General features: G+C 60.9%; 16 protein-coding genes and 2 pseudogenes. 9 read left to right on the top strand and 9 right to left on the bottom strand.

Annotation, left to right across the window (positions count from 1 at the left end):
- Window positions 1-385 precede the first annotated feature (385 nt).
- Both BRA49_RS10610 and fdhD read left to right on the top strand, forming a co-directional pair.
- Window positions 386-850 carry a VOC family protein gene (locus BRA49_RS10610; RefSeq protein ID WP_292385925.1) on the top strand — a complete coding sequence of 155 codons (465 nt, stop codon included), beginning with the start codon at window positions 386-388 and terminating at the stop codon, window positions 848-850.
- A gap of 122 nt (window positions 851-972) precedes the next feature.
- Complete coding sequence (gene fdhD, locus BRA49_RS10605; RefSeq protein WP_292385923.1) at window positions 973-1,707, top strand: formate dehydrogenase accessory sulfurtransferase FdhD; 735 nt, start codon at window positions 973-975, stop codon at window positions 1,705-1,707.
- Window positions 1,708-2,347: 640 nt separating this feature from the next.
- Here the strand turns inward: fdhD and BRA49_RS10600 are convergent.
- Together BRA49_RS10600 and BRA49_RS10595 are read right to left on the bottom strand one after the other, a co-directional pair.
- Complete coding sequence (locus BRA49_RS10600; RefSeq protein WP_292385921.1) at window positions 2,348-4,987, bottom strand: aminotransferase class V-fold PLP-dependent enzyme; 2,640 nt, start codon at window positions 4,985-4,987, stop codon at window positions 2,348-2,350.
- Window positions 4,988-5,099: 112 nt separating this feature from the next.
- Window positions 5,100-5,648, bottom strand: coding sequence for a hypothetical protein (locus BRA49_RS10595; RefSeq protein ID WP_292385919.1), 549 nt, complete (start codon window positions 5,646-5,648; stop codon window positions 5,100-5,102).
- A gap of 232 nt (window positions 5,649-5,880) precedes the next feature.
- Between BRA49_RS10595 and BRA49_RS10590 the strand changes: the two genes are divergently transcribed.
- The 5 genes and pseudogenes from BRA49_RS10590 (at window position 5,881) to BRA49_RS10570 (ending at window position 9,505) form a co-directional block, all read left to right on the top strand.
- Window positions 5,881-6,189 carry a DUF1894 domain-containing protein gene (locus BRA49_RS10590; protein ID WP_292385917.1) on the top strand — a complete coding sequence of 103 codons (309 nt, stop codon included), beginning with the start codon at window positions 5,881-5,883 and terminating at the stop codon, window positions 6,187-6,189.
- A 188-nt stretch (window positions 6,190-6,377) separates the two neighbouring features.
- Window positions 6,378-7,007 carry a DUF47 domain-containing protein gene (locus BRA49_RS10585; RefSeq protein WP_292385915.1) on the top strand — a complete coding sequence of 210 codons (630 nt, stop codon included), beginning with the start codon at window positions 6,378-6,380 and terminating at the stop codon, window positions 7,005-7,007.
- A gap of 5 nt (window positions 7,008-7,012) precedes the next feature.
- Window positions 7,013-8,197, top strand: coding sequence for an inorganic phosphate transporter (locus tag BRA49_RS10580; RefSeq protein ID WP_292385913.1), 1,185 nt, complete (start codon window positions 7,013-7,015; stop codon window positions 8,195-8,197).
- A 167-nt stretch (window positions 8,198-8,364) separates the two neighbouring features.
- A pseudogene (locus BRA49_RS10575) lies at window positions 8,365-8,796 on the top strand (AAA family ATPase); the annotation flags it as partial.
- A gap of 97 nt (window positions 8,797-8,893) precedes the next feature.
- Window positions 8,894-9,505, top strand: coding sequence for a hypothetical protein (locus tag BRA49_RS10570; RefSeq protein ID WP_292385911.1), 612 nt, complete (start codon window positions 8,894-8,896; stop codon window positions 9,503-9,505).
- A 135-nt stretch (window positions 9,506-9,640) separates the two neighbouring features.
- Here the strand turns inward: BRA49_RS10570 and BRA49_RS10565 are convergent, their stop codons facing one another.
- The 6 genes from BRA49_RS10565 to BRA49_RS10540 form a co-directional block, all read right to left on the bottom strand.
- The gene (locus BRA49_RS10565) at window positions 9,641-10,357 is read right to left on the bottom strand and encodes a M48 family metallopeptidase (RefSeq protein WP_292385909.1); all 717 of its coding nucleotides are present in this window, start codon (window positions 10,355-10,357) and stop codon (window positions 9,641-9,643) included.
- A complete protein-coding gene (locus BRA49_RS10560; RefSeq protein WP_292385907.1) occupies window positions 10,358-13,435 on the bottom strand; it encodes a type I restriction endonuclease subunit R in 3,078 nt (1,025 codons plus the stop codon).
- Window positions 13,428-13,799: a hypothetical protein gene (locus BRA49_RS10555; RefSeq protein ID WP_292385905.1), complete on the bottom strand. Its 372-nt coding sequence runs from the start codon at window positions 13,797-13,799 to the stop codon at window positions 13,428-13,430. The genes BRA49_RS10560 and BRA49_RS10555 overlap by 8 nt, the downstream gene beginning before the upstream one ends.
- A 119-nt stretch (window positions 13,800-13,918) precedes the next feature.
- Entirely contained in the window at window positions 13,919-15,226 is a 1,308-nt protein-coding gene (locus BRA49_RS10550; protein WP_292385903.1) for a restriction endonuclease subunit S, read from the bottom strand.
- On the bottom strand, window positions 15,223-16,344 hold the full coding sequence (locus tag BRA49_RS10545) for a PDDEXK nuclease domain-containing protein (protein WP_292385900.1): 1,122 nt from the start codon (window positions 16,342-16,344) through the stop codon (window positions 15,223-15,225). Before BRA49_RS10545 ends, BRA49_RS10550 begins: the two co-directional genes overlap by 4 nt.
- Window positions 16,341-18,785 (bottom strand): type I restriction-modification system subunit M, encoded by a 2,445-nt coding sequence (locus tag BRA49_RS10540; protein ID WP_292385899.1) that lies wholly within the window; start codon window positions 18,783-18,785, stop codon window positions 16,341-16,343. The genes BRA49_RS10545 and BRA49_RS10540 overlap by 4 nt, the downstream gene beginning before the upstream one ends.
- A 274-nt stretch (window positions 18,786-19,059) precedes the next feature.
- On the opposite strand from BRA49_RS10540, the gene BRA49_RS10535 reads away from it, so the two are divergent.
- Together BRA49_RS10535 and rhuM are read left to right on the top strand one after the other, a co-directional pair.
- On the top strand, window positions 19,060-19,509 hold the full coding sequence (locus BRA49_RS10535; protein WP_292385897.1) for an EVE domain-containing protein: 450 nt from the start codon (window positions 19,060-19,062) through the stop codon (window positions 19,507-19,509).
- 466 nt (window positions 19,510-19,975) lie between these two features.
- Window positions 19,976-20,831 (top strand): annotated as a pseudogene (gene rhuM / locus BRA49_RS10525) (RhuM family protein).
- Window positions 20,832-21,246: 415 nt separating this feature from the next.
- Here rhuM and BRA49_RS10520 read toward each other — a convergent pair.
- Window positions 21,247-21,612 carry a hypothetical protein gene (locus BRA49_RS10520; RefSeq protein ID WP_292385895.1) on the bottom strand — a complete coding sequence of 122 codons (366 nt, stop codon included), beginning with the start codon at window positions 21,610-21,612 and terminating at the stop codon, window positions 21,247-21,249.
- Between the last annotated feature and the right edge of the window lie 96 nt (window positions 21,613-21,708).

Genomic DNA, 21,708 nt, shown 5'->3' with positions numbered 1-21,708 from the left:
TCGGGGCAGGCGGAGTTCGAGCAAAGGATGCGCCCGGCCGGAACCGGCCGGGCGTCTAACGCCCGTTAACCAACCTACTTGAGTTCCATAAAAACCTCATTTGCGCCCGTGTCGGGGTGCTAAGGCTCCAGGCAACGCCCGGAGGTGGGGGAGAGAGCGACGCTCTCTCCCGCTGCCGGACAGCCGCAAAAACCTCTTCTGTGCTTTTACCGACGTTTTTGCATGGATTTTTCTCTGCACAGCGGGAGAACCGGCAATCAAAAGACTGAACTATCACAACCTCCTACGGGATTATCAGGAGCAGCCGGAGGCCCGATGGGTTGTGGGGCCGTCTGTCTCATGCGGGAGTTACCGGCGAACGCCCGGGATACGGAGCAGAATACGTATGAAGTTTGTGTGCCCGCTTATTGTTGTTCGTGACATGGAGGTCTCCAGGGCCTTCTATGAGGAGGTGCTGGGCCAGAAGGTCGGCTACGATCTCGGCGAGAACGTGTCGTTCGAGGGCGGCTTTGCGATCCACCTCCGGTCGCATTTTGCGGATCTCATCGGCGTCGATGAGGACGATATCCTTCGGGGGCCGAAGAACGCTGAACTCTACTTCGAGGAGGACGACCTGGACGCCTTTCTTGAACGGCTCAACGGGATGGACTCCGTGAAGTACGTCCACGGCGTGGTAGAGCAGCCCTGGGGGCAGCGGGCCGTCAGGCTCTACGACCCCGATATGCATATCATCGAGGTCGGGGAACCCATGGAGAGCGTGGTAAGGAGGTTCCTTGCGAGAGGGTTCTCGGTCGAAGAGACCGCACGGCGCACCTCGATGCCCGAGGAGTTCGTCCGGCAGTGTGCATGAACGGTGCGCCGGGGACGACCACCGGTATCGTCTAGTCCTCTCCCGTGCACGATCTCTCCAGAGAATCGATCCCGCCCCGGAGTGATCCGGCGACGCGTCCGGCATACGTGAAGTGAGGACCTATGTTCAAGAAAATTGCCTGCATCCGCATTGGCGGCGGAAAGATCGCCCTGGATGCCGCCGAGGAGGCGCCGGTGGCGATCTTCGTCAACGGCCGGCACCTGACGACGGTGATCCTGAGCCCGACCGGACTTCAAGACTTCGTCACCGGCTACCTCTACACCGAAGAGATCATCCGGAGCGCGGACGAGATCGAGTCGGTCAGGGTCGAGGAGAACCGGATAAGCGTCCTCACGACGAACATCTTCAAGCGGGTCAGCGTAAAAAAGACCATCCTCTCGGGGTGCGGGGGGGCCGTCTCCTACATCGACACCCAGAAACTGCCCGCGATCCACTCCGATCGTACGGTCTCCATCCCGGAGCTCGAAAAAGCCGTCACCGCCCTCCCCGCGCCCGGCATGATCGAGGTGATCGCCCTCATCGACGGCGGCCACATCGCCGCCCGCTCCGAGGACATCGACCGGCACAACGCCCTCGACAGGGTGATCGGTCGAGGGCTGCGTGACGGTCTTGACTTCTCCCGGACGGTTGCCGTCGGCACCGGGACGGTCACCTCCGAGATGGTCAGGAAGTGCCTCGTCGCAAACATCCCGGTGCTGGTCTCCACCGGTCCCCCGACCGCGCTTGCCGTGGAGGTTGCGGAAGAGACCGGCCTTGCCATCGTCGGTTCTGCCGGGACGCCGGAGATGGCGGTCTATACGCATCCGGAGAGGATTGAAGGGTGCGACGGGCCGTAGGGTGCGACGTTCCAGAGGAACGGAACTTGAGCACCATTAGGCGCGGGGGCAGGAGCGTGAGCACCGACAGGTGCGCACCCTCCACGGTCCACTGCATAGAGAGATCCCTGGAAGAACCGTGCACGGCTTCCCCCCGGTTATCGCCACGCACTGCCCGCCCCCCTCCGGGGGCGGGAGGAGCGCGAAGCGCGGGCGGTGGGGGGGTTACAGATATAGTCTTATGAGGGAGAGACAGGGGAGGGGGCATGCCCCCCTCGCACCTGTCGGTGCTCAAGCTCCGCTCCTTCGGAGCATCGCACTCCTCGTCAGCCCCTCCTCGCACCTTCGGTGCTCGAACTCCGCTCTTCGAAGACCTCCGGTCTTCTCAAACTCCTGTCCTACGGACAGTCGTTCTCCGGAGCGTCGTTCCCCTAATGGCGAATCCCCCACGGTCCACTGCATGGGAATTTTCTCTCGCTCCGGTCACTGCGTGTGCTTAAAATAAAATCCGGCAGTGTTCAGACTCTTGTACCCGAGAAGCCCAATCATCTCGGACTCGTGTACTGCAGGAGGGTCATTCTGATTGGAACGTCGCGAGTCGCACTTACCGAAACCCGAGGCCGCCGAAGACCAGACCAAATTAGAGGATTGAGGAGACGTCTCACCGTCCGCGGCTGATCTCGTCGACGGCCGCAACCAGAAGGTCGATCTCCTGCTCGGTCGTGAAGGCCGCCATGCTCGCCCGGACCGTCCCCTCCGGGAGGTTCAGGTGCTCCATCAGCGGCTGGCAGCAGTGGTGCCCCGACCGCACCAGGATATCCGCATCCTCGTCGAGCATCTGCGCGGCCTCCTGGGGGTGAACGCCGTCGATGGTGAACGAGACGACCCCGATCCGGGCACCCGGATTCCTCCCGGCGTAGACCGTGACCCCGTCTATCGCGGAGAGCCCCTCGATCAGCCGGGCGGTCAGGCGCTCCTCGTGCCGGTGGATCTTCTCCATCCCGATCGCCGAGAGGTAGTCCACGGCGACGCCGAGCGCGATCCCGCCGCCGACGTTCGGCGTCCCGGCCTCGTAGCGCTGGTAACCCTCCGCGGGCACATGCCCCTCTGCCGTCACGCTCGCGACCATGCCCCCGCCGAGGGTCGGCGGCTCGAAGAGCAGGTCCCGCATCCAGAGGACCCCGGTCCCCATCGGCCCGAACATCTTGTGCCCCGCAAAGCAGAGGATGTCGCAGCCGAGCTCCGCGACGTCCAGCGGCATGTGCGGCGCGGATTGTGCGGCGTCCACCAGGAGGAGGGCGCCGTGCTCCCGGCAGAGCCCCGCGATCTCGGGGACCGGTGTCGTCACGCCGAGGACGTTTGAAGCGTGGGTGACGGCGACGAGCCGGACACCGCCCCCGGCCAGGGTCTCCTCGAGTGCGGCAAGGTCGAGCGAATAGTCGGCGTCGATCCCGATCACGTCGAGCGCGACCCCCTGCTTTCCAAGCGCCCTCCAGGGGAGGAGGTTTGAGTGGTGCTCGAGGATGGTGGTCACCACGCGGTCGCCCGGCTTCCAGGAGAGCCCCTGCGCGACCATGTTGATCGCGTCGGTGGCGTTCTTCGTGAAGACCGTCACCCCCGCCTCCCCGCCGACGAACCGGGCCACCTTCTCGTGGGCGTGCCAGTAACGCTGCGTCGCGATCCGGGTCAGGCGGTGCACGCCCCGCCCGACGTTCGCCCGGTAACGGTGCTCGAACTCGACCGCCGCCTCCACCACCGGCTCCGGCGAGAAACTCGTCGCCGCGTTGTCCAGGTAGATGATATCGCCGAGGATCGGGAAGTCTTTCCGGATCGTATCGGGAGTGAACTCAATCTCTGCCGGCCGTGCCGGCTCACGGGTCTTCATCGTCTTCGTCGTTGCCACCTCCACTCTCTTCTTCACGGGAGCTTCCCGCAGGGTGAAGTCCTCGTTCACGCCGATGCCCCGCTCCCGGCAGACCTCGCGCATCTTCGGGGGCAGGGCCCGCCATCGCCAGAGCCCCCACTGGTGGTAGGCGTCCGGCATCCCGGTCTTCTCCGCCCACCTGATAAGGAATTCGTCCCAGCGCTCCGTCAGTTCCGGGTGCATCTCCCGGAGCCCCTCGTACTCGCTCTCGAGCGCCGCCGGGCAGAGGTAGCAGCCTATCCGCTCAAGACCCATCTCGTAGAGCGGGTTCATGGGGACTTCCTGCCACCAGAGGTAGAGGAAGACCTCGAGCGCCCGCCAGTTCCGGATCGGCGAGACGTTCAGTTGCAGGGGGTTCGCCGGGTTCTGGCTCGTCTCCTCAAGGTCGGCCCGATTCCAGGACTCGTACCAGCGGTTCCCCTGGATGGTGACGCAGGGGCCGGTCTCGGCGAGGTAGATCTTTAAGGGGTGGAGTTTTAAGAGTTTGCAGCACCAGCGGTGGTCCTTCCCCGGCGGCCCCGCCTTCTCGACCGCCTGGAAGAAGTCGCCGCCTTTCCGGATGATCTCGACGCCCTGTGACGCCACGAACTCCACGGTCTCGGGGAGTTCGATCCCGGTGTCGATGAAGAACGCCTTCTCCACCCCCGCCTTCCGGGCGAGGTGGCGGACGGCGGTGCTGTCCTTGCCGCCGGAGAACGAGACGTTCGCGCACGGCCGGTCGTTCATGTGCTTCTTGATGGTACGGACGGCGTTGCGCTCAAGGTTCTTTAAGTGGTAGCGGTTCCTCTCGATCACCACCTCCCAGCCCGGGTCGGGCCGGGAGCAGGGCGTGACGGAGACGAGTTCCTTCACCCGGACCTGCCCGTCCTTGACGACGCCGGTGCCGAACCGGTTCTTGTAGGCGACGATGACCGTCCCGTCGGGCACGCCGGCCGCCAGGGGGAACCGTTTCCCGCCGATGCGGCCCTTATGTGCACGCACGGCGGGCTCGGCCTCGAGATCGATGATGCCTCTTGTTGCATACGGGAGGATGTGCGGGAGCGCCTCGGGGGCGATATCGAGGCTGAATTTCCGGGTGACCGGGTCGAACGAGAGCCAGCCGAACCGGTCGCCGTGGACGATCACCAGGTCGGCCCGGTCGGCGCCGCCGGTCTTGTTGAGGAGCACGACATGGGGCAGGGGAATATCGCCGAACTGCTCGGAGAGAAGGCGCCGGATGAGGGCCGTATCCGCCGCGAGGGCCGGGCGGACGTCGTGCGGCTGCAGGAGTTCTATCTCCCGGACCTTCGCTTTGCAGGCGCAGGTGCGCCCGATGAGGGGGACGTTACACTGGTCGCACCAGTAGAGGACTTTTTTTACTGCCGGTTCGCGTATCACTTGAAGAATAGTTGGTTTTCCGCAGACATTAAGGGAACCGGTGAGGGGGGGCGCCGGGGTGCAGGCGGAGAGGAGGTGGTGGAGAAGAGCCGGGCAGCGGCACCGCCTCCCCTCACGGACGCCGCACGAGCAGGCTGAGACCGGCCCCGAGGACGACCAGCAGGACCGCCGCAACCAGGAGAAAGGCGGTGTCGAGGGACCCGGCCAGCCGGGTGCTGGAGAAGTCCGGGCCCGGTTCGGTGACGTTGATCGGGGCGCGGGCTTCGGCGCCGGAGACCGGGTCGGTGGCGACGAGCAGGAGCCTCCCCTCCGGCAACTCCGCGGATGCGATCGCCCCGCGGAAATGCCGGGTGTTGTCATCGGCGGCTGTACGAACGTCTTCCGGGATCGTATACCCTGCAACCGGCGAGCCGGCCCTGTAGACCAGCACGTCGACGCTTCCCGGGGGGCGGTAGAAACTCGCGTCCCGGCTCCAGACGACGAAGATATCAAGGTCTTCGTTCCCGGAGAGGGTGTCGTTCGATAGCGAGAGGGTGAGAGAAGGAAGCAGCGGGGGGGTCGCGCCCGAGATGGAGCAGGGAATGACGAAGAGGGCGGAAACGGCCGCCAGGAGGAGGAGACGAACCCCGGGTGAGCAGCCCGGCATGCCATACGGCTTCATACCGGAGTATCCGCCCGGTATACAATAACCTTTCCCCTCGCCGGGACAGCAACGGCCGTTGACACTCTCCCCGGGCTTTAGCCGGGGGCTTTCTTGCACCCCGGATCTGTAAAGGCCTGCTCTTTCGAGCAGCACCGGCGCGATGCTCTCAAGATATCCGGTTCCTCCCGTGTCGGGCGGCGACCCCGGGATCTGCGAAAGATTTATTCGTGACAATACGAATTATCTATGAATGGCATCGCGCTGCGTAAACAACCTGGGTGGACAGGTGCTTCTCATGGATGTGACGCCTGATCAGGTGAACGATTACGTGCGAAAGCACAGCAAGGAATACTACGAGATGGTGCCGGGCTTTGTCTTCAAGGATATCCGGATACTCTTACAAAAGCCCATGCTCGTAGGGCTCCAGATCCGGAAGAAGAAGGTCCTGCTGCCGTTTACGAAACTCTGCCCCGGTTACGGGACAGTGCTCCTGGAGATCGCGGCAAAGGACGCGGATCTCGAATTTATCCGCAGCAACCTCGTGAAGATCTCGGAGTGAGAGGGCGACGGGAGCGGCTCCGCACCGTTCCCCCATATCGGACGAGTCGTTCCCGGTACCCGGCCGGCGCGCTCACCTGAGAGGCTTGCGGTGCCTCCTCCCCTGTTTCGCCGTATCCCGCCGTTCTTTTCGGGCAGCAGGACCGATCGATATATAGTCCCTGACGGGAGAAACTTATAACGATCATCGTGGGCATTAAGGAGTGGGTAGTCCCTCAGGATAAGGTTTTTTTTGACCTCTTCGATGAGATGGCTAAAACAGTCGTTTCCGCAGCCGATCTGCTCGTTGAGTTCGTTGAAAATTTCAAGGACGTGAAAGAGCAGTGTCACCGGATGAAACAGATCGAGCACCAGGGAGACGATATTTCACACCAGATCTACGAGCAACTGAACCGGACGTTCATCACGCCGCTTGAGCCCGAAGAGATCTCCCGTCTCGCATCGGCGCTGGACGATATTCTCGACTACATCGACGGCACGGCACAGCAGATGTACAGTTACGGCATCACCGAGACCGACGACTCGATGATTGAACTTGCAAAGCTGATCCAGTTGAGCGTCATCGAGATCGAGAAGGCCGTCAGCAGTATACGGTCGATCAAGGACCCGAGCCTGATCGAAGAGCGGTGCATCGAGGTGAACCGCCTGGAGAATGTCGCGGATAACGTCCTCGGTCATGCTATCATGGACCTCTTCAAGACGAATGATGCGATCACCATCATCAAACTCAAGGATATCTACGAAAACCTGGAGATGGCGACCGATAAGTGCGAGGATGTCGCAAACGTCTTGAGCGACATAGCCATCAGACACTCCTGACTGCCATGGATCCGATCATCATCCTCGGCATCGCTCTCGCTCTTCTTTTTAACTTCGCAAACGGCCTGAACGATGCCGCAAACTCGATCGCAACCATCGTCGCGACCAAGGCTTTAACCCCGTTGCAGGCGGTCCTTCTCGCAGGGGTCTTCAACCTCCTCGGCCCCCTCCTCTTCACGACGGCGATTGCGGCGACCATCGGAAGAGGGATCGTCGACCCCTCATTCCTTACGCCGACGCTGATCTTCATGGCCCTGGTCGGCGGGGTGCTCTGGGTTCTTGCGACGTCTCTTCTCGGTATCCCGGTATCGAGCAGCCATGCTCTGATCGGGGGGCTCCTTGGTGCCGGGATTGCAGGTGCCGGGACAGGAGCGGTCATCTGGCCGTCGCTGGTAATGATTGAGCAGACCGCCTTCTATGGGCTTGCCGGTGCCGTCCTCGGTGCTGTCGCCACGGGGGTGTTCGCGCATCGGAGGGGCGAGTTCAAGCCGTGGAACCTCCTCGTTGGGGGACTCATCGGGGTGACGCTGGTCATCCCGCTCGCCATCGCAACAGGGTTTTTGAGTGTCAGCGGCATTCTCGGGGTCATCATCTTCATCGTCGTCTCCCCGATGCTTGGGTTCATCGTCGCGTTCATCTTCGGCATCACCGTAACTTACGTCTTCCGCAACTATGCTCCGCGGCGCCTGACAAACCTCTTTCGAAATCTTCAGATCTTCTCGGGGTCACTCCAGGCGATCGGCCACGGCGGCAACGATGCCCAGAACGCGATGGGCATCATCACCGCCATGCTCCTTGCCGGCGGGCTGATCTCCGAGTTTGCCGTCCCGCTCTGGGTGATACTGGTCTCTTCGCTTGCCATCTCGGTCGGTACCCTCCTCGGGGGCTGGCGGGTCATCGACAAGATGGCCACCAAGATAACGAGGATCCGGCCCTACCAGGGGTTTGCCGCATCGACCTCCGCCGGGGGTGTCCTGTCGCTGATGAATGTCTTTGGCGTCCCGGTCTCGACGACCCATGCGACAACCGGCGCGATCATGGGTGTCGGCGCGACGCGCGGCTACTCGGCGGTCAAGTGGGGCGTGGTCCGCGAGATCCTCATCGCCTGGTTCCTGACCATTCCGGCCGCGGCGATCGTGGCCGGGGTATGTTTCCTCATCGGCCGGGCGCTCTTCGGCCCGATCGTCTGACGGGGCCGGCGGGGTGGTGAACGGCCACACCGGATTTCAGGCACAATGCCCTCTGCCGGGCAAAGCACCAGCGCTATGAGCGCAAAAGGTCTTCCGGCAAAACTTCTTTTTCACTTTCACCATGCGCACGGCTCCCGCTTAAATAACCATCTCCCGACGATCTTTGTATGAGAACGCGACTCCTCATGTCCGACCAGACACTCTTCCGGAGTATCGATGTCTTCGAGATCGATTACGTCCCTGAGTTCTTCAACTACCGCGAGAGCCAGCTCAACGACCTTGCCTACCAGGTCCGTCCCGCACTCGAAGGCGGGCGGGCCCTCTCCGCCATCTGCAGGGGTCTGCCCGGGACCGGGAAGACGACCAGCGTGCTCCGGATCTTTGCCGAGCTCGAGCAGACCACCAAGAAGATCGTGCCGGTCTACGTGAACTGCCAGAACGACCGGACGAAGTACATGGTCTTTTCGCGAGTTTATGCCGCGGTCTTCGGCCACGCTCCGGCGCGGACCGGTGTCTCGATCAAGTCGGTGATGGACGCGATCGGCGGCGCCCTGCAGCGGCAGGAGAAGAGCCTGATCGTCTGCCTGGACGACGCGAACCTGCTCCACTACAACAACCTGCTCGGCGACGTCGTCAACTCCCTGCTCCGGCTGCACCAGGACTACCCGGGCGGCGGTTTTCGCGACGGTGAGCGACATGGACCTCGACCTCGCCGCCGACCTGAGCAAATGGGTCCTCTCGCCGTTTCGCCCCTCCGACATCTACTTCCCGCCCTACGACGCCGACGAGATCCGGGGCATCCTCCAGGACCGGATCCGGACCGGGCTCTACCCCGGCGTCTTCTCAGTACAGATGCTCGACCGCATCGTCGAGCAGACGATGGAGTCGGGCGACGTCCGGGTGGGTCTCGACCTGGTGAAGCGGGCGGTGCTGAACGCGGAGTGCGCCGCCCGCACCGAGGTCGTCGAGGAGGATATCATGAAGGCCTACGAGCAGGCAAAGCACGTCCACCTCGCTTATACAATCCGGGCGCTCTCGGCGGACGAGCGGCTGCTGCTCCGGCGGATCGCGGAGCTCTCGCAGGAGGAGAGCGGGCCGCTGGTCTCCGGCGCGATCTACGGCCGGGTCGAGGAGACGCCGAAGGTCGGCTACACGGCCTTCTCCCGGCAACTGCGAAAACTTGACTCGCTGCGGCTGGTCGACCTGATCCGGGTGCAGGCCGGCGGGAGGACGAGCGAGGTTGCGTTGCGCTATGAGCCGGAGAAGGTGGTGCAGATCTGCGGGAAGCGGGGGGTCGGCGGGAGGTGAGGGGGGCGGGATCTGTTTGCGATATAAAAGACCCGTTCTGGTGGAGGGTCGGCCGGTAGACTGGTCTGCCGGTGGAGAAAAACCATCTCCTGCCTCTCCTTGACACCAAACTCACCCGGATCATCAACTGTTTTTTCAGTAACACCAGGTCTCGTGGCTGAGTGGGGCCTGATTCAGCACATCCCGGTAATGTCGCCACTGGGGCATGAACCGATCCATCAGCTCCCTGAACCGGTCGGTGTGGTTTCGCTCGAGCAGGTGCACCATCTCATGCACAACAACGTACTCGAGGCATTGTACCGATTTCTTTGCGAGTTCCAGATTCAGCCAGATTCGCCGGGCTTCGATGTTACAACTGCCCCATTTGGTCTTCATCTTTTTTACTCCCCAGTCGTCCACCGTCACCCCGAGCGTCTCCTGCCACGTATCGATCAGCGGCGGAATCAAGGCTTTGAGTTCTTTTCGGTACCATTTGAGCATGACCTGTTCGCGTCTGACGGCATCGCTTCCTGCCGGAACGTACAGGTCGATCCCTGCCTTACCACGCACCTCGACCCGGGACGGGCCCGGATGCTCGATGACGTTTAACAGGTAGCGTCTGCCGAGGAAGTAGTGCGTCTCGCGGTAGGTGTACTCCCGCGGGCTCTGGCGTTCCTGGGTCCTGAAGCGGGTCTGCTGCCGTTTGATCCACGGCAGTTTCGTGATCACCGCCAGCCGCACCGCTTCATCGTCCACGCGTAACGGCGCCGCCACCCTGACCCGGCCTTCGGGAGGGTATACCCCGAGATGCAGGTTCCGGATGTCCTTACGGACCACGTCGACCTGCATGCCATTCACGGAGATCCGGTGCATTCAGGCATACTCCTGCTGGTTTTTGATCAGTTCAAGGATCTTGTCGAGTTTCTCGTCGTCCTGGACGACCTTCTTGATGGCAATACGGACCATCTTCGTCTTAATGGGGTTGTGCGTCCAGTCGTCCTGTTTGGTCAAGGTTACCGCTTCATGGACCGCGAGCGCGATCGCTTCGTCCTCGCCGAGGTTATCGTAGAGAGCCTGTTTTGCAGGACTGTCCAGGGTCCCGGGATACCGTGCGCCGTCGCCGGGGCGCTTGATCTGTTTTGTCAGTGCGACGATCTTTTTGAGGTATTCCTGGTACCCGAGTGCCTGTGCCCGGCGTTCTCTGATCAGCGCGTCCAGCAGTTCGGACATCTTCTCGTAGTACTTCGGGTTGATCGGTGTCTCGTCGATGATCAGTTTGCGAACGTTGTTCTCGATGGTCTCTGCAACCGCTTCGCGATCACGCCGTATGCCCGGCGGGAGTGTCTCTACGGCATCGGCACCACGCTCGAGGAGGAGCTGGACCAGCGGCATATCGTCGAACGCCGATATCTTAACGCTCTCTTCGGCCCGGATGTAGGTATCGAGGAGATGCCGCATGGCCGGCTCGTAGAGTTTCAGGTCGATATAGTCGCCGCTTGCCCGCATAACCTCTTTACGGACGTTGTCGTAGTGAGTGACCTCGGCCCGGATCTCTGCGGCCTCGGCGTCGGTGTATCCGGCATCGTGCATCTCGTTCGCCAGGCCGGCATACGCCCGGAGGAGGGCGGCGGTCAGTTTGTAGAGGGCAAGCCGTTTGCGCTCATTCTCCTTGAGCGCTTCGGGATCTGCGGTATCGGCCGCACAGAAGAAATGCTGATACGCAAGGGTGTCCCGGGGAGGCTCGACCGGCTCGCATAACGTCCTGATCGCCTCAAGGGCATCGCCAAGCCGCTCCCGCCCTGTCTCCAGGCGGTCTTTCAACAGCCCCGATACGTCCTCTCTGTCGAAGCCGCCGAAGGCTTCGCCGGTGTAGTCCTTGATCGACCTCTCAAGCGACCGGAAGAGGTCTTTGTAGTCGATGATGTAGCCGTACTCCTTGTCCTCGCCGTCGAGGCGGTTCACGCGGCAGATCGCCTGGAAGAGACCGTGGTCGCGCATCTGCTTGTCGATGTAGAGGTAGGTCGCCGGCGGGGCGTCAAAGCCGGTCAGAAGTTTGTCGACGACGATCAGGAGTTTCATCTGTCCGGGCTCGTTGATGAACCGCTTCTTCACCTCCTTCTCGAACTGCTCGACTTTGTGCATCGCCGCGTCCTCCGGTTCTTCGAAGTGGTCGGCGAGCATCCTGCGGTAGATGTCGTACTGCCGCAGCCTCTCGGTCAGCCCTTCGCCGGTCTCTTCGCCCTTGATGTCCGAAGGTTGCGGCGCGTAGGAGGTGATGATCGCGCATCTGCCCGCAAGGTCGGTCTTGTTGAACATCTCGAAGAACCGGCAGGCCGAGTAGATGCTGCTGGTGACGAGGAGCGCGTTCCCGCGGCCGCTCCTGAGCCGGTCGCGCAGTTCCATGTCGAGCAGAATGTCGGCGACGATCTTCTCCAGGCGGTCCTGTGCGCTGAGCACCTTCTGCATGGTTCCCCAGCGCTTCTTGAGCTGGGCTCTCGCGGCGTCGGTCAGGCCCCGGGTCTTGATCTCGAACCACTGGTCGATCTTCTCCTGGGAGGTGAGGTTCTGGTCGATGTCGCGGGCCTCGTACTGGAGGTCCAGGACGACGCCGTCACGCACGGCCTCGTCGTATTTGTAGGTGTGGATGTAGGGGCCGAAGACCTCGATGCTCTTCTGTTTGTCCAGTTTGAGCAGGGGGGTGCCGGTGAACCCGATCAGCATCGCCCCGGGGAGGAGCATCTTCATCGCCCGGTGCAGTTTGCCGGACTGGGTGCGGTGGCATTCGTCGACGAAGACGAAGAACTCGCCTTTGGGGGAGAATCCTTTCGGCAGGTTGCGTTTGATCTCTTCGATATAGGTCTCGAGATCGGCGTCGCTGAGGTCGTCGCCGCGGCCGAACTTGTGGACGAGCGAGCAAACCAGCCATTCGGTGTCGGTGTTGAGGACGCGGACGAGGTCGGCGCCGCTCCGGGTGCGGTAGATGTCCTCGCTGACGCCGAGAAAGACCTTCTCGATCTGGTCGTCGAGTTCGGTGCGGTCGGTGACGAGCAGGACGCGGGCGGCCGGCACGTGTTCGCGGATCCATTTGGCGAGCCAGACCATGATCAGGCTCTTGCCGCTGCCCTGGGTGTGCCAGATGATCCCGCCCTCGCGCCGCTTCACGCGCTCCTGTGCCGCTTTGACCCCGAAGTACTGGTTGTGCCGGCAGGTCTTCTTGGTCCCGGCATCGAAGACGATGAAGTCGTGGACGATCTCAAGCAGGCGGTCTTTGCGGCAGAGCTGGAAGAGTTCGCGGAGGAGCGGGCTTTCTCCGGCGTCGGCCTCTTTCCAGCGCAGGTAGTACTTCTCGGGGGTCTCGATCACGCCGTAACGGAGCCCTTCGGTCTCGTTGCCGGCCATCACGAGCTGGACGGTGGAAAAGACGGGGCGGATGAAGATCTTCTTCTGGTTGTCGAGGTTCTGACGGACGCCCTCGGATACGGAGACGATCGACCGCTTGAGTTCGAGGACGCAGAGAGCGATGCCGTTGACATAGAGCACGATGTCGGGGCGTTTGCTGTTCTCGCCGGCGATGGTGACCTCTTCGGCGACGGCGAAGTCGTTCTTCTCCGGGCGGTCCCAGTCGATGAGCCAGACGGTGATGTGCTGCTCGCCGATGTCGGGCCGGACCTTCACGCCGTAGCGGAGCAGCCCGTAGACCTCGCGGTTGGCGTCGTAGAGGCTCTTGTTCCCGCCGACCGCCTTCGCTTTGCCGAGCTCGTAGAGGACCTTGCCGACGATCTTCTCGCTGTAGCCCCGGCGGGTGAGCCATGCAGCGAGCAGCTCCTCCTCGACGTTGCTGTTCCCCTCGCGGTGCTCCCAATCGCCCAGGTAACGATACTTGAGGGCGTCGCGGAAGTAGGCGACAACCCGCCCCTGCGTGAGACGCTCACGCTCGCCGACATTACTCATCTTCGTCTCCGATAATCTCCCAGCGGCCGCCTTTGGCCGGGCCGATGCGTTGCACCTTTCTAGATTTTCTGAGTTTTGCGAGTTGCATCTCTATGGCCCGGGTGCTCTTGCCCGGTGCTCCGGCCATCTCGGGTATGGTGATCTCTGGCTGTCGCCGGATCATGTCAAGGATTAACCCCGAAGTTTTCCCCGAAGGTTCCTCCCCACCCCGAACCCGGCGGATGATCGTCTGGAATCCGTCGCTGGCGAGGTCTTCCCTAGTTTCTTCCCTAGTGCCTTCCCTGGTTTCGCCAGCACCTCTACCCGGAACCCCACTTAGTCCCAACTTGGTCCCCACAAGGTCCCATGTTGTAGTGACAACCACCCGATCTCGCTCAGGACGCCACAGAGCCTGGACCAATTGCTCGCCACTCTGCCGGAACTCCGGCTCTGGTGGGTCAGTCCGAGCACACTGCACGCTGCTGACGAAGATGCGGACGGAGGTCATGCCGCCGGCTCCGGCGGCTCGACGAGGGGGATGCGCCCGGTGAGGAGCTGCTGCATCATGCCCTGCTTGATCTGCTCCGCCTTCTCCCGGCGGCGTTCGAGGGCGGCGATCCCGGCGTCCATGTCGGAGAGGATTGAGACTATGGCGCCCTGCTCGGGAACTGGTGGAAGTGCAAGTTCGAGTTCTGCAATGTGATTCTTTGAAATAGCATATACCGAAATACCCGTGGCGATACGGGTAAGGGCTAACTTAAACGCAGGGATAAATTGTAGATACGCCTTAAACCCCCTAGCCCATTGCTCGGGATTACCCCGACACAAAATGGTGTGAAGGCCGGCAATTACATTTTTCCCCGATATACCCTGAACCTCGACGCTCTTGCCTGTTCCTTCAAGATCTTCAGATGCGTCGACCATAATGAGGTCGCCATCTTCCAGATAGGTGGCATTTCCTATTTTTCCTCGATCAATGTAAGGCAGCACACACACAGTACAATCTAGGACGGGCTTTGTTTGTGCATGGACGTCGCCATAGTGGATGTACTGTATCCCTCCATCGTCATTCAGGTCTGCTCTAGGATTATTGGCTGTTGGTAGGAAAGTGATAGTGTCTCCCAGTCGCTTCGTCTCCCATTTCCCGGTGAACCCCGGCAGCCTCATCTTCCCGGTGAGGAGCTGCTGCATGGCGGCCTGCTTGATGGCCCGCTTCTTCTCGATAAGCGCGTCCAGCGCCCTGATGAGCCCGTCCACATCGGAGAGGGCGGTGGCGATGGTGTATTGCTCGTGGATGTGAGGGAGAGGTATTTTCAGATTCTTGAAATATGGGAGACCGATGGTTTTGATCGTGTTTCCGATTGCAATGCGTTCAAATTCGCCCTTTTTAGATTGAAGCCAGTAGTAGAGGAAGTGATTATTAATATTTGGGCCACATCTCCAAGCCATAAAGTGTTGGCTCACAGCCATCGCTTGACCCATAATAGCGCTCTTGCCGACACCTGCATCGCGGGTTAATACAACTGTTTCGGGGGGATGAATTACAGCAGAAGAGTTTTGGATTCCGGCAGGGGTAATCGTCGAAGTTGTCTCGTAAATGTAACCATTATCAAGCTTTGGTGAATCGGCTAAAGAAATCCATGGTATAGATCCGTCCCAGTACTCTGGATGCTTCTTATCTGGAGTATGGCCACTACCACGTACCGCAATCGAATCAAGGAGTGATACTGACCAATCCTCCGGTATCATTCCCACTTCCGTCCGCTTATACCCCGGCGGCACTTCCTCCACCCCTGCCTGCCGGTCGGTCATTCTCCTTCCTCCTCCTGGTGCTGCACCTCTGCCAGTTCACGCTCGATCTCCTCGACCGTCGGCAGAGCGGATTTGAGATGAGTCGGGAGGGCACGGGTCAACTCGTAGGTCGATATCCCGATGGGCTTGTCGATACCCGATATGCTGTACTCGGCGAGCAGGTTATCCTTGCTCTGGCAGAGGATCAGGCCGATCGTCGGCTGGTCGTCCGGGTGACGGAGCAGGTCGTTCACCACGTTGCAGTAAAAGTTCAACTTCCCCGCATACTCCGGCCTGAACCTCCCCCGCTTCAGATCGATCACGATAAACGCCCGTAGCCGCAGGTGGTAGAACAGCAGGTCGATGTAGAAATCCTCTCCCCCGACATCCAGACGATACTGCCGCCCGACGAATGCAAAGCCCTGCCCCAGTTCGAGCAGAAACTTCTCGAGATGGCAGATGAGCGAAGTTTCGAGCTCGCGCTCGTGGAATGGCTCGTCGAGCGTGAGAAAGTCGAAGATATACGGGTCTTTCAGAGCCTGCTGTGCGAGATCCGACTGCGGAGAAGGCAGGAGTGCGCTGAAATTCGTGACCGCCTTTCCCTGCCGTGCGTGGGCCTCTGTCTCAACCTGTATGGCAAGCACGTTTCTGCTCCAGCCGTGCGCGAGGGTCTGCTCCATATACCAGAACCGGGTCGGGAGGTGCTTGACCTTCTCCATCAGGATAATTTGATGAGCCCAGGGAACCGCCCAGAACACCTCTCGCGGAATGTGCGCCCCCGTTTCCGGCATAGATGATCGCCCCGCCGTTTGTGCCACAGGTGGTGGCACAATTCCACCCCCGCCGAGCTCCGGGTACTCGCGGTAGAAGGCGAGCATCCGCTTGATGTTCCGCTCCGAAAAGCCCTTCACCTCCGGCAGCTCGTTCTTCAGCGCCGAAGAGAGGCGAGGGATGACCGCAGCCCCCCATCCCTCCGAACGCTGCCGCTCGTGAATGATCCGACCAACCTCCCAGTAGAGCCGGACGAGCTCGGCGTTGACCGCCAGAACCGCCCTGGTCCGTGCCGAGAGGATCCGCTCCTTCACGTCGACGAGCAGGCCGGCAAAATTGTCTGGCGTAACGTCCGCTCCATCTCTCATCCCCACTCCAACCCCATCCTCTTCAGGTGCTCCTCGACCTTCTTGCCGAACGCCTCCACCTCACGCTCCAGCTCCGGCAGCGGGCGGGCATACCGCTCGTCGAGTTCCTTCACCCGGCCGGCGAGCCGCTGCGTCAGCCGCTGCACCTCACCCTCGACGGCAGCCCGGATCGAAGCAAACCACTTATCCTCCACCACCAGCGTCCTGATCTCGTCCACTGTGAGGGTCGTGTAGCGGGCCAGCACCCGCTCGTCGAGCGCCGCCCGTGCCTCCTTCACCGCTTTGCCGGCCCGGGACTCGGCCTCGATCAGCGCCATGACCCGCGTGAGGGCGTCGCGCTCCTCGGCAAACTCCGGACTCCTGCCGATCTCCTTCAACCGGTCGTTCACTGCCTTTCTGGTGACGTTCCCCTTCTCGTTTACCGCGTCCTCGAGCAGCCCCTCCTCCCCGGTATGCTCCTCGACGAACTCCTCGAGTTCGCGGGCGGCGGTCTCCTGCCGGGCAGCGAGGTCGTCGATGGCCGCCTGCTCAGCGGCGAAGTAGCGGCTGACGATCAGGGCCGGCGGGATCAGGTCCATCTTATACTTCCGCCGACCGATGACCAGATCCGGCGTCTCCTTGATCTTCTTCTCCTTATCCTCGATGATCCCGCGGGGCTTCGCCCCTGCGACCCACCCCTCGGCGGCGACGAGATCGACGTCGTCCTGCATCCCCCCGGCCCAGTAATCCATCAGGCACTGGTAGGCGTCGTGCTTATCCAGCAGTGGCAGGCCGGCGAACCGCACGACCATATCCTCCGAGAGCGCACGGACGACCTCCCGCGGTTTTGCGCCGGCATCGAGCGCCCAAAGACGCGGCTCGTGCGCCGCCCGCCACTCGTCAAAGACGGCGGCGACCCGGGCCGCGTAGGCCGCAAACTCCGCGTGGGCGAGGATGGTCGCCTTCACCTGCGCCGGCTCGACCTTCGGCTCCAGGTACCCGGGCCGACCGTTCGACCGGAACAACGCATCCCGCAGCGTCGGGAAGACCGACCAGTAGCGCTCCAGGGCGTCGACGTCCCGGCCCGGGATGCCGCCGCTTAAGTGGGCGTCCAGGTCGTGGAGGTCCTCGGGCTCGCTCGAATCGATGTAGCGCGGGATGTTCAGGTTGTAATCGTTCGCACTGCTCGCAATCTCCGCGATGGGGACCATGCGGGAGTAGCGGGGCACCTCGATCCGGTTGTTGAAGACGTCCACGATCTTGCGGATATCCTGCGACCGGAGTCGGTTCTTGTTCCCGTCCTTCTCAAACCCTCGCGAGGCGTCGATCATGAAGATCCCCGTCCGGGAAGAGGCGTTCTCCTTGTCGACGACGATGATGCAGGCCGGGATACCCGTCCCGTAGAAGAGGTTCGGGGGCAGGCCGATGATGCCCTTGATTAGCCCATGCCGGACGAGGTTCCGGCGGATATCGGCCTCCTTATTGCCGCGGAAGAGCACCCCGTGCGGGAGGATGATCGCGCCCTTCCCGGTGCTCTTGAGCGACGTGATCAGGTGGAGGAGAAACGCATAATCGCCGTTCTTCGCCGGCGGGACGCCATACTCAAAGCGTTTGAACTCGTCGTTCTCCGGGTCGAGCCCGTTCGTCCAGGCTTTGGAGGAGAAGGGAGGATTTGCGACCGCGAAGTCGAACTTCTTCAGGCTCCCGTCGGGGTTCTTGAAGTGCGGGTCGGCAAGGGTATTGCCGCGCCAGATCTCCGCCCCCGGATGGCCGTGGAGGATCATATTCATCCGCGACAGCGCCCAGGTGGCGTTATCCATCTCCTGGCCGTAGATCGTGATTCCCCGCGGGGCTTCGTCACTCGCCTTGAGGAGGAGGGACCCCGACCCGCAGGCAGGGTCGTAGAGGGTCTGGTCCTGGCGGGTATCAGGACCGATGCCGACCACACGGGCGATGACCCGCGAGACCTCGGCCGGGGTGTAGAACTGCCCTTTGCTCTTGCCCGACTCGGTGGCGAAATGCCGCATCAGGTACTCGTAGGCATCACCGAGCAGATCGTCGCCCTCGGCGCGGTTTGCCCGGAGGTCCAGGCCGTCGAAGATCGCCACCAGTTTGGAGAGGCGGTCCTGCATCTCTTTCCCGCTCCCGAGCTTCGCCTCATCGTTGAAATCAGCCTGGTCGATGACCCCCTTGAGCCCGTTCGCCTCTGCGAGCCTGCCGATAATCTTGTTGACCTTATCCCCGATCTCCTTGTCGCCCTTCAGCCTCACCATATCGGCGAAGCTTCCTCCTTCAGGCACCTCGATGATCGCGTCCTCCTTCCCCGCGTACTTATCGGAGACGTATTTTACGAAGAGCAGCGTGAGTATGTAATCCTTGTATTGTGAAGCATCCATGCCCCCACGGAGTTCATCGCAACTACTCCAGAGCGAACGATAGAGTTCGGATTTTTTGATTGCCATGGTTTTCCTCCCTTATGTATTCGGTTTTTTGTCCGGTCATTCTTCCACAGATTTTGAATAATCTGACTTCAGGGTATGCGGATCTCTTGAATTTGCCGCAACCCGGGTTAGATTCAATTCGGACTGATGGATGTTAATGTTTTGCACCGGGCAGTCCCGATACGTCGGCGCAAACAGGATGCGACCCTCCGTTCCCGTTGGCCTACCCGGGCCGGCGTCTCCGCCACGAGTGCTCTCGGCACCTTTTTCCGAACACGGAGTACATTGCCAATGTATGACCCACTGGATCGCCTCCTCTAACCGCGACAACGCCAGGATCCTCGATGCGAAGCAGATCTGGGGAGTGCCCAAACGAAACAAAACCCTCATGCAGCGGGTGAAGCCCGGCGACACCATCCTCGTATACGTCCGGCAGGAGAAAGAGGGCGACACGCTCCTCCCCTCCGCGATAACCGGAGCCTACGAAGTCATCTCTGAGCCCTACGAGGACCAGGCGCCCATCTTTGTCACCCCGCCGCAGATGGGCGACGAGGTCTTCCCCTACCGCATGAAGGTCCGACCGATCGCGGTCTTCCCCGAACCCCTTGAGTTCAAGCCACTGATCGGGGATCTCAGATTCATCACGAACAAGACGATGTGGAGCGGCCACCTCAGGATCGCCATGCGCGAGATCCCCGAGGAGGACTACCGGCTCATCCTCAGGCGGGCAGGAGTGGAGGCCTGAACCATGCTCGAGTGAAGACCCCGGCCTTCAGGCCGGGGATGAATGCACCCCCAGATCCGTTCACTTTCACCCCACACGGCTATTCTTTATGCCCAGAAGAGCCCAATATGCCTGTAGAGCCGGGTGGGGCACACCCGGCTCACGCTTGCGGAGATCGGGACCGCTCCACCGCCGGCCCTGGCGATGCACGTCCCGGTCAACGAACCCGGAATCTCCCGGGCTTTAGCCCGGGGAGAGTGTCAAGTAGTATATCCAGATGTTCGGAGCTCGACTTTGAGCAGATCGTCCCGGCTTCGAATAGCCATCCCCCTCCGGTGGCGGCCGGGCCGGTAGGAGAAGGCGTTTCTCCTGACGGATATGAACGAGGAGTGCATCATGAACCGCCATAGAAGATCCGGGGATCACAGAAGAGAAAGCCCGGCGTTCGGCAGGATCTCCACAATATCGTACGAACAGGGGTGGAACTATGAGCGGAGATGAAAAGAAACTGATACGAAACAGCACGGTTGAATTTTTGCTATTTACCTCGGCCGCCGGTGAAGACTCAATCGAGGTCAGGTATGAGGACGAAACCATCTGGTTAAGCCAGAAGATGATGGCGGCGCTCTTCGATGTGACGGTTCCGACAATAAACGTACACCTGAAAAACATCTACGAAAGCGGCGAGTTGACCCGTGATGCAACTATTAGAAAATATCTAACAGTTCAAATCGAGGGTGATCGTGAAGTTTCACGGACTCTTGACTACTACAACCACGGACATATACGCTACAAGCCTCGACTACAACAGGAATGCACCAACAACACGCGAGTTTTTCGCAAACGTTCAGAACAAATTACATTTTGCGATACATGGGAATACTGCGGCTGAACTGATAATGGCACGTGCCGACAGCAGAAAGAAGCATATGGGCCTTAGCACCTGGGAAAAAGCCCCTGACGGGAAGATACTCAAAACCGACGTATCGGTCGCGAAAAACTATCTGAACGCAACAGAACTTGAATCACTCGGAAGAATCGTCAACGCCTGGCTTGACCTTGCTGAAGAGCGTGCCAGAAGAAAGATCCCGATGACTATGGAGGATTGGGCAAAACGCCTTGACCGGTTCCTTGAGTTCGATGATCGCAAACTGCTCGAAGACCTTGGAAAGGCCACAAAAGAGATGGCAAAGGAGTTCGCAGAGAGTGAATTTGAGAAGTACCGTGTTGTTCAGGACAGACTTTTTGAGAGCGATTTCGACCGGATGCTAAAGGAGGCCGCCCCGCCCGAAGGAGAGGAACGGGATAACAAAAACAATGAGACTACTGGAGACCTGAAATAAAATATCCCGTGGTGGGCGGCACCAGACGGGAGGAATACTTGATGGGTTGTATTCTGAGTGCCCGCTTCCGGAAATTAACGTCAGCGATATTGCTGGCGATCTGCATATATCCAGATATCTGCCGGCTTTTCCGTACTTGATGGGTACTTGATCCCGGCCCATGAAATCACCCGCATTCAGTTTCCGGTAAACGTTGCCGAGCGATAGAACAAGGGCATCGATGTTCTCCTCAGCCGGATGGTGAAATCGTATGCCTCGTGTCTCCAGACGTTACGCAGATCTGGATGTCAAATCTTACTCACATGTTCCCCTTTCGGGGTGCCATGGATGGGCAATCTACTCTTCAACAGCGAGGATGCTCACTGTTTCTTCAGGCCTTATTCCCCGGAGATATGAAACACCGTCGACGGTTCCTTCACGCCGGCGGCCGCCCGCCCGTCCGGTCTCCCAGATACCGGACATCGTGGAGGCTGGTTTCCGAAAGAATGAGTTCCCGGTTGGCGATGATGTGACGGTAGTCCCCGGTATAGAGCACCGTGCCGTCGATCGCCGCGGCGACGTCGTGGGCGTCGAGGAGCACCTCGCAGTCGTCGTAGTCGTCGATGACCGCACTGAACCGGTCCCAGATCTCGCGGTAGGGCTCCGTTCGTGCGTGGATGGCCAGCGCCTTCCGGTCGTCGAGGACACAGCGCCGCCGCCGGCAGAGTTCCTCATACCACTCCTTCACCGCGAGGAGCGTCTTGTGGGCCGCTGCCGGCTGCTCGCGACAGAGTTCGGCCACACGCCGGAGAAGCGGGACGGTCTTCCACCCCCGGCTTTCGGCCTCGGCGAGGAGGGTATCTGCCGAACCGTCCCTTTTTAAGTGCGCAACCGCCCG

It is taken from the genome of Methanoculleus sp. UBA430, assembly GCF_002506585.1.
Taxonomy (GTDB): Archaea; Halobacteriota; Methanomicrobia; order Methanomicrobiales; family Methanoculleaceae; genus Methanoculleus.
Note: the sequence above shows the minus strand (reverse complement) of the source record. Positions and strands in the feature narration are given on the sequence as shown.

Coding starts and splice junctions, on each gene's coding strand:
- BRA49_RS10610 (WP_292385925.1), top strand. CDS start 386: ATGAAGTTTGTGTGCCCGCTTATTGTTGTTCGTGACATGGAGGTCTCC.
- fdhD (WP_292385923.1), top strand. CDS start 973: ATGTTCAAGAAAATTGCCTGCATCCGCATTGGCGGCGGAAAGATCGCC.
- BRA49_RS10595 (WP_292385919.1), bottom strand. CDS start 5,648: ATGAAGCCGTATGGCATGCCGGGCTGCTCACCCGGGGTTCGTCTCCTC.
- BRA49_RS10590 (WP_292385917.1), top strand. CDS start 5,881: ATGGCATCGCGCTGCGTAAACAACCTGGGTGGACAGGTGCTTCTCATG.
- BRA49_RS10580 (WP_292385913.1), top strand. CDS start 7,013: ATGGATCCGATCATCATCCTCGGCATCGCTCTCGCTCTTCTTTTTAAC.
- BRA49_RS10570 (WP_292385911.1), top strand. CDS start 8,894: ATGGACCTCGACCTCGCCGCCGACCTGAGCAAATGGGTCCTCTCGCCG.
- BRA49_RS10565 (WP_292385909.1), bottom strand. CDS start 10,357: ATGCACCGGATCTCCGTGAATGGCATGCAGGTCGACGTGGTCCGTAAG.
- BRA49_RS10560 (WP_292385907.1), bottom strand. CDS start 13,435: ATGAGTAATGTCGGCGAGCGTGAGCGTCTCACGCAGGGGCGGGTTGTC.
- BRA49_RS10550 (WP_292385903.1), bottom strand. CDS start 15,226: ATGACCGACCGGCAGGCAGGGGTGGAGGAAGTGCCGCCGGGGTATAAG.
- BRA49_RS10545 (WP_292385900.1), bottom strand. CDS start 16,344: ATGAGAGATGGAGCGGACGTTACGCCAGACAATTTTGCCGGCCTGCTC.
- BRA49_RS10540 (WP_292385899.1), bottom strand. CDS start 18,785: ATGGCAATCAAAAAATCCGAACTCTATCGTTCGCTCTGGAGTAGTTGC.
- BRA49_RS10535 (WP_292385897.1), top strand. CDS start 19,060: ATGACCCACTGGATCGCCTCCTCTAACCGCGACAACGCCAGGATCCTC.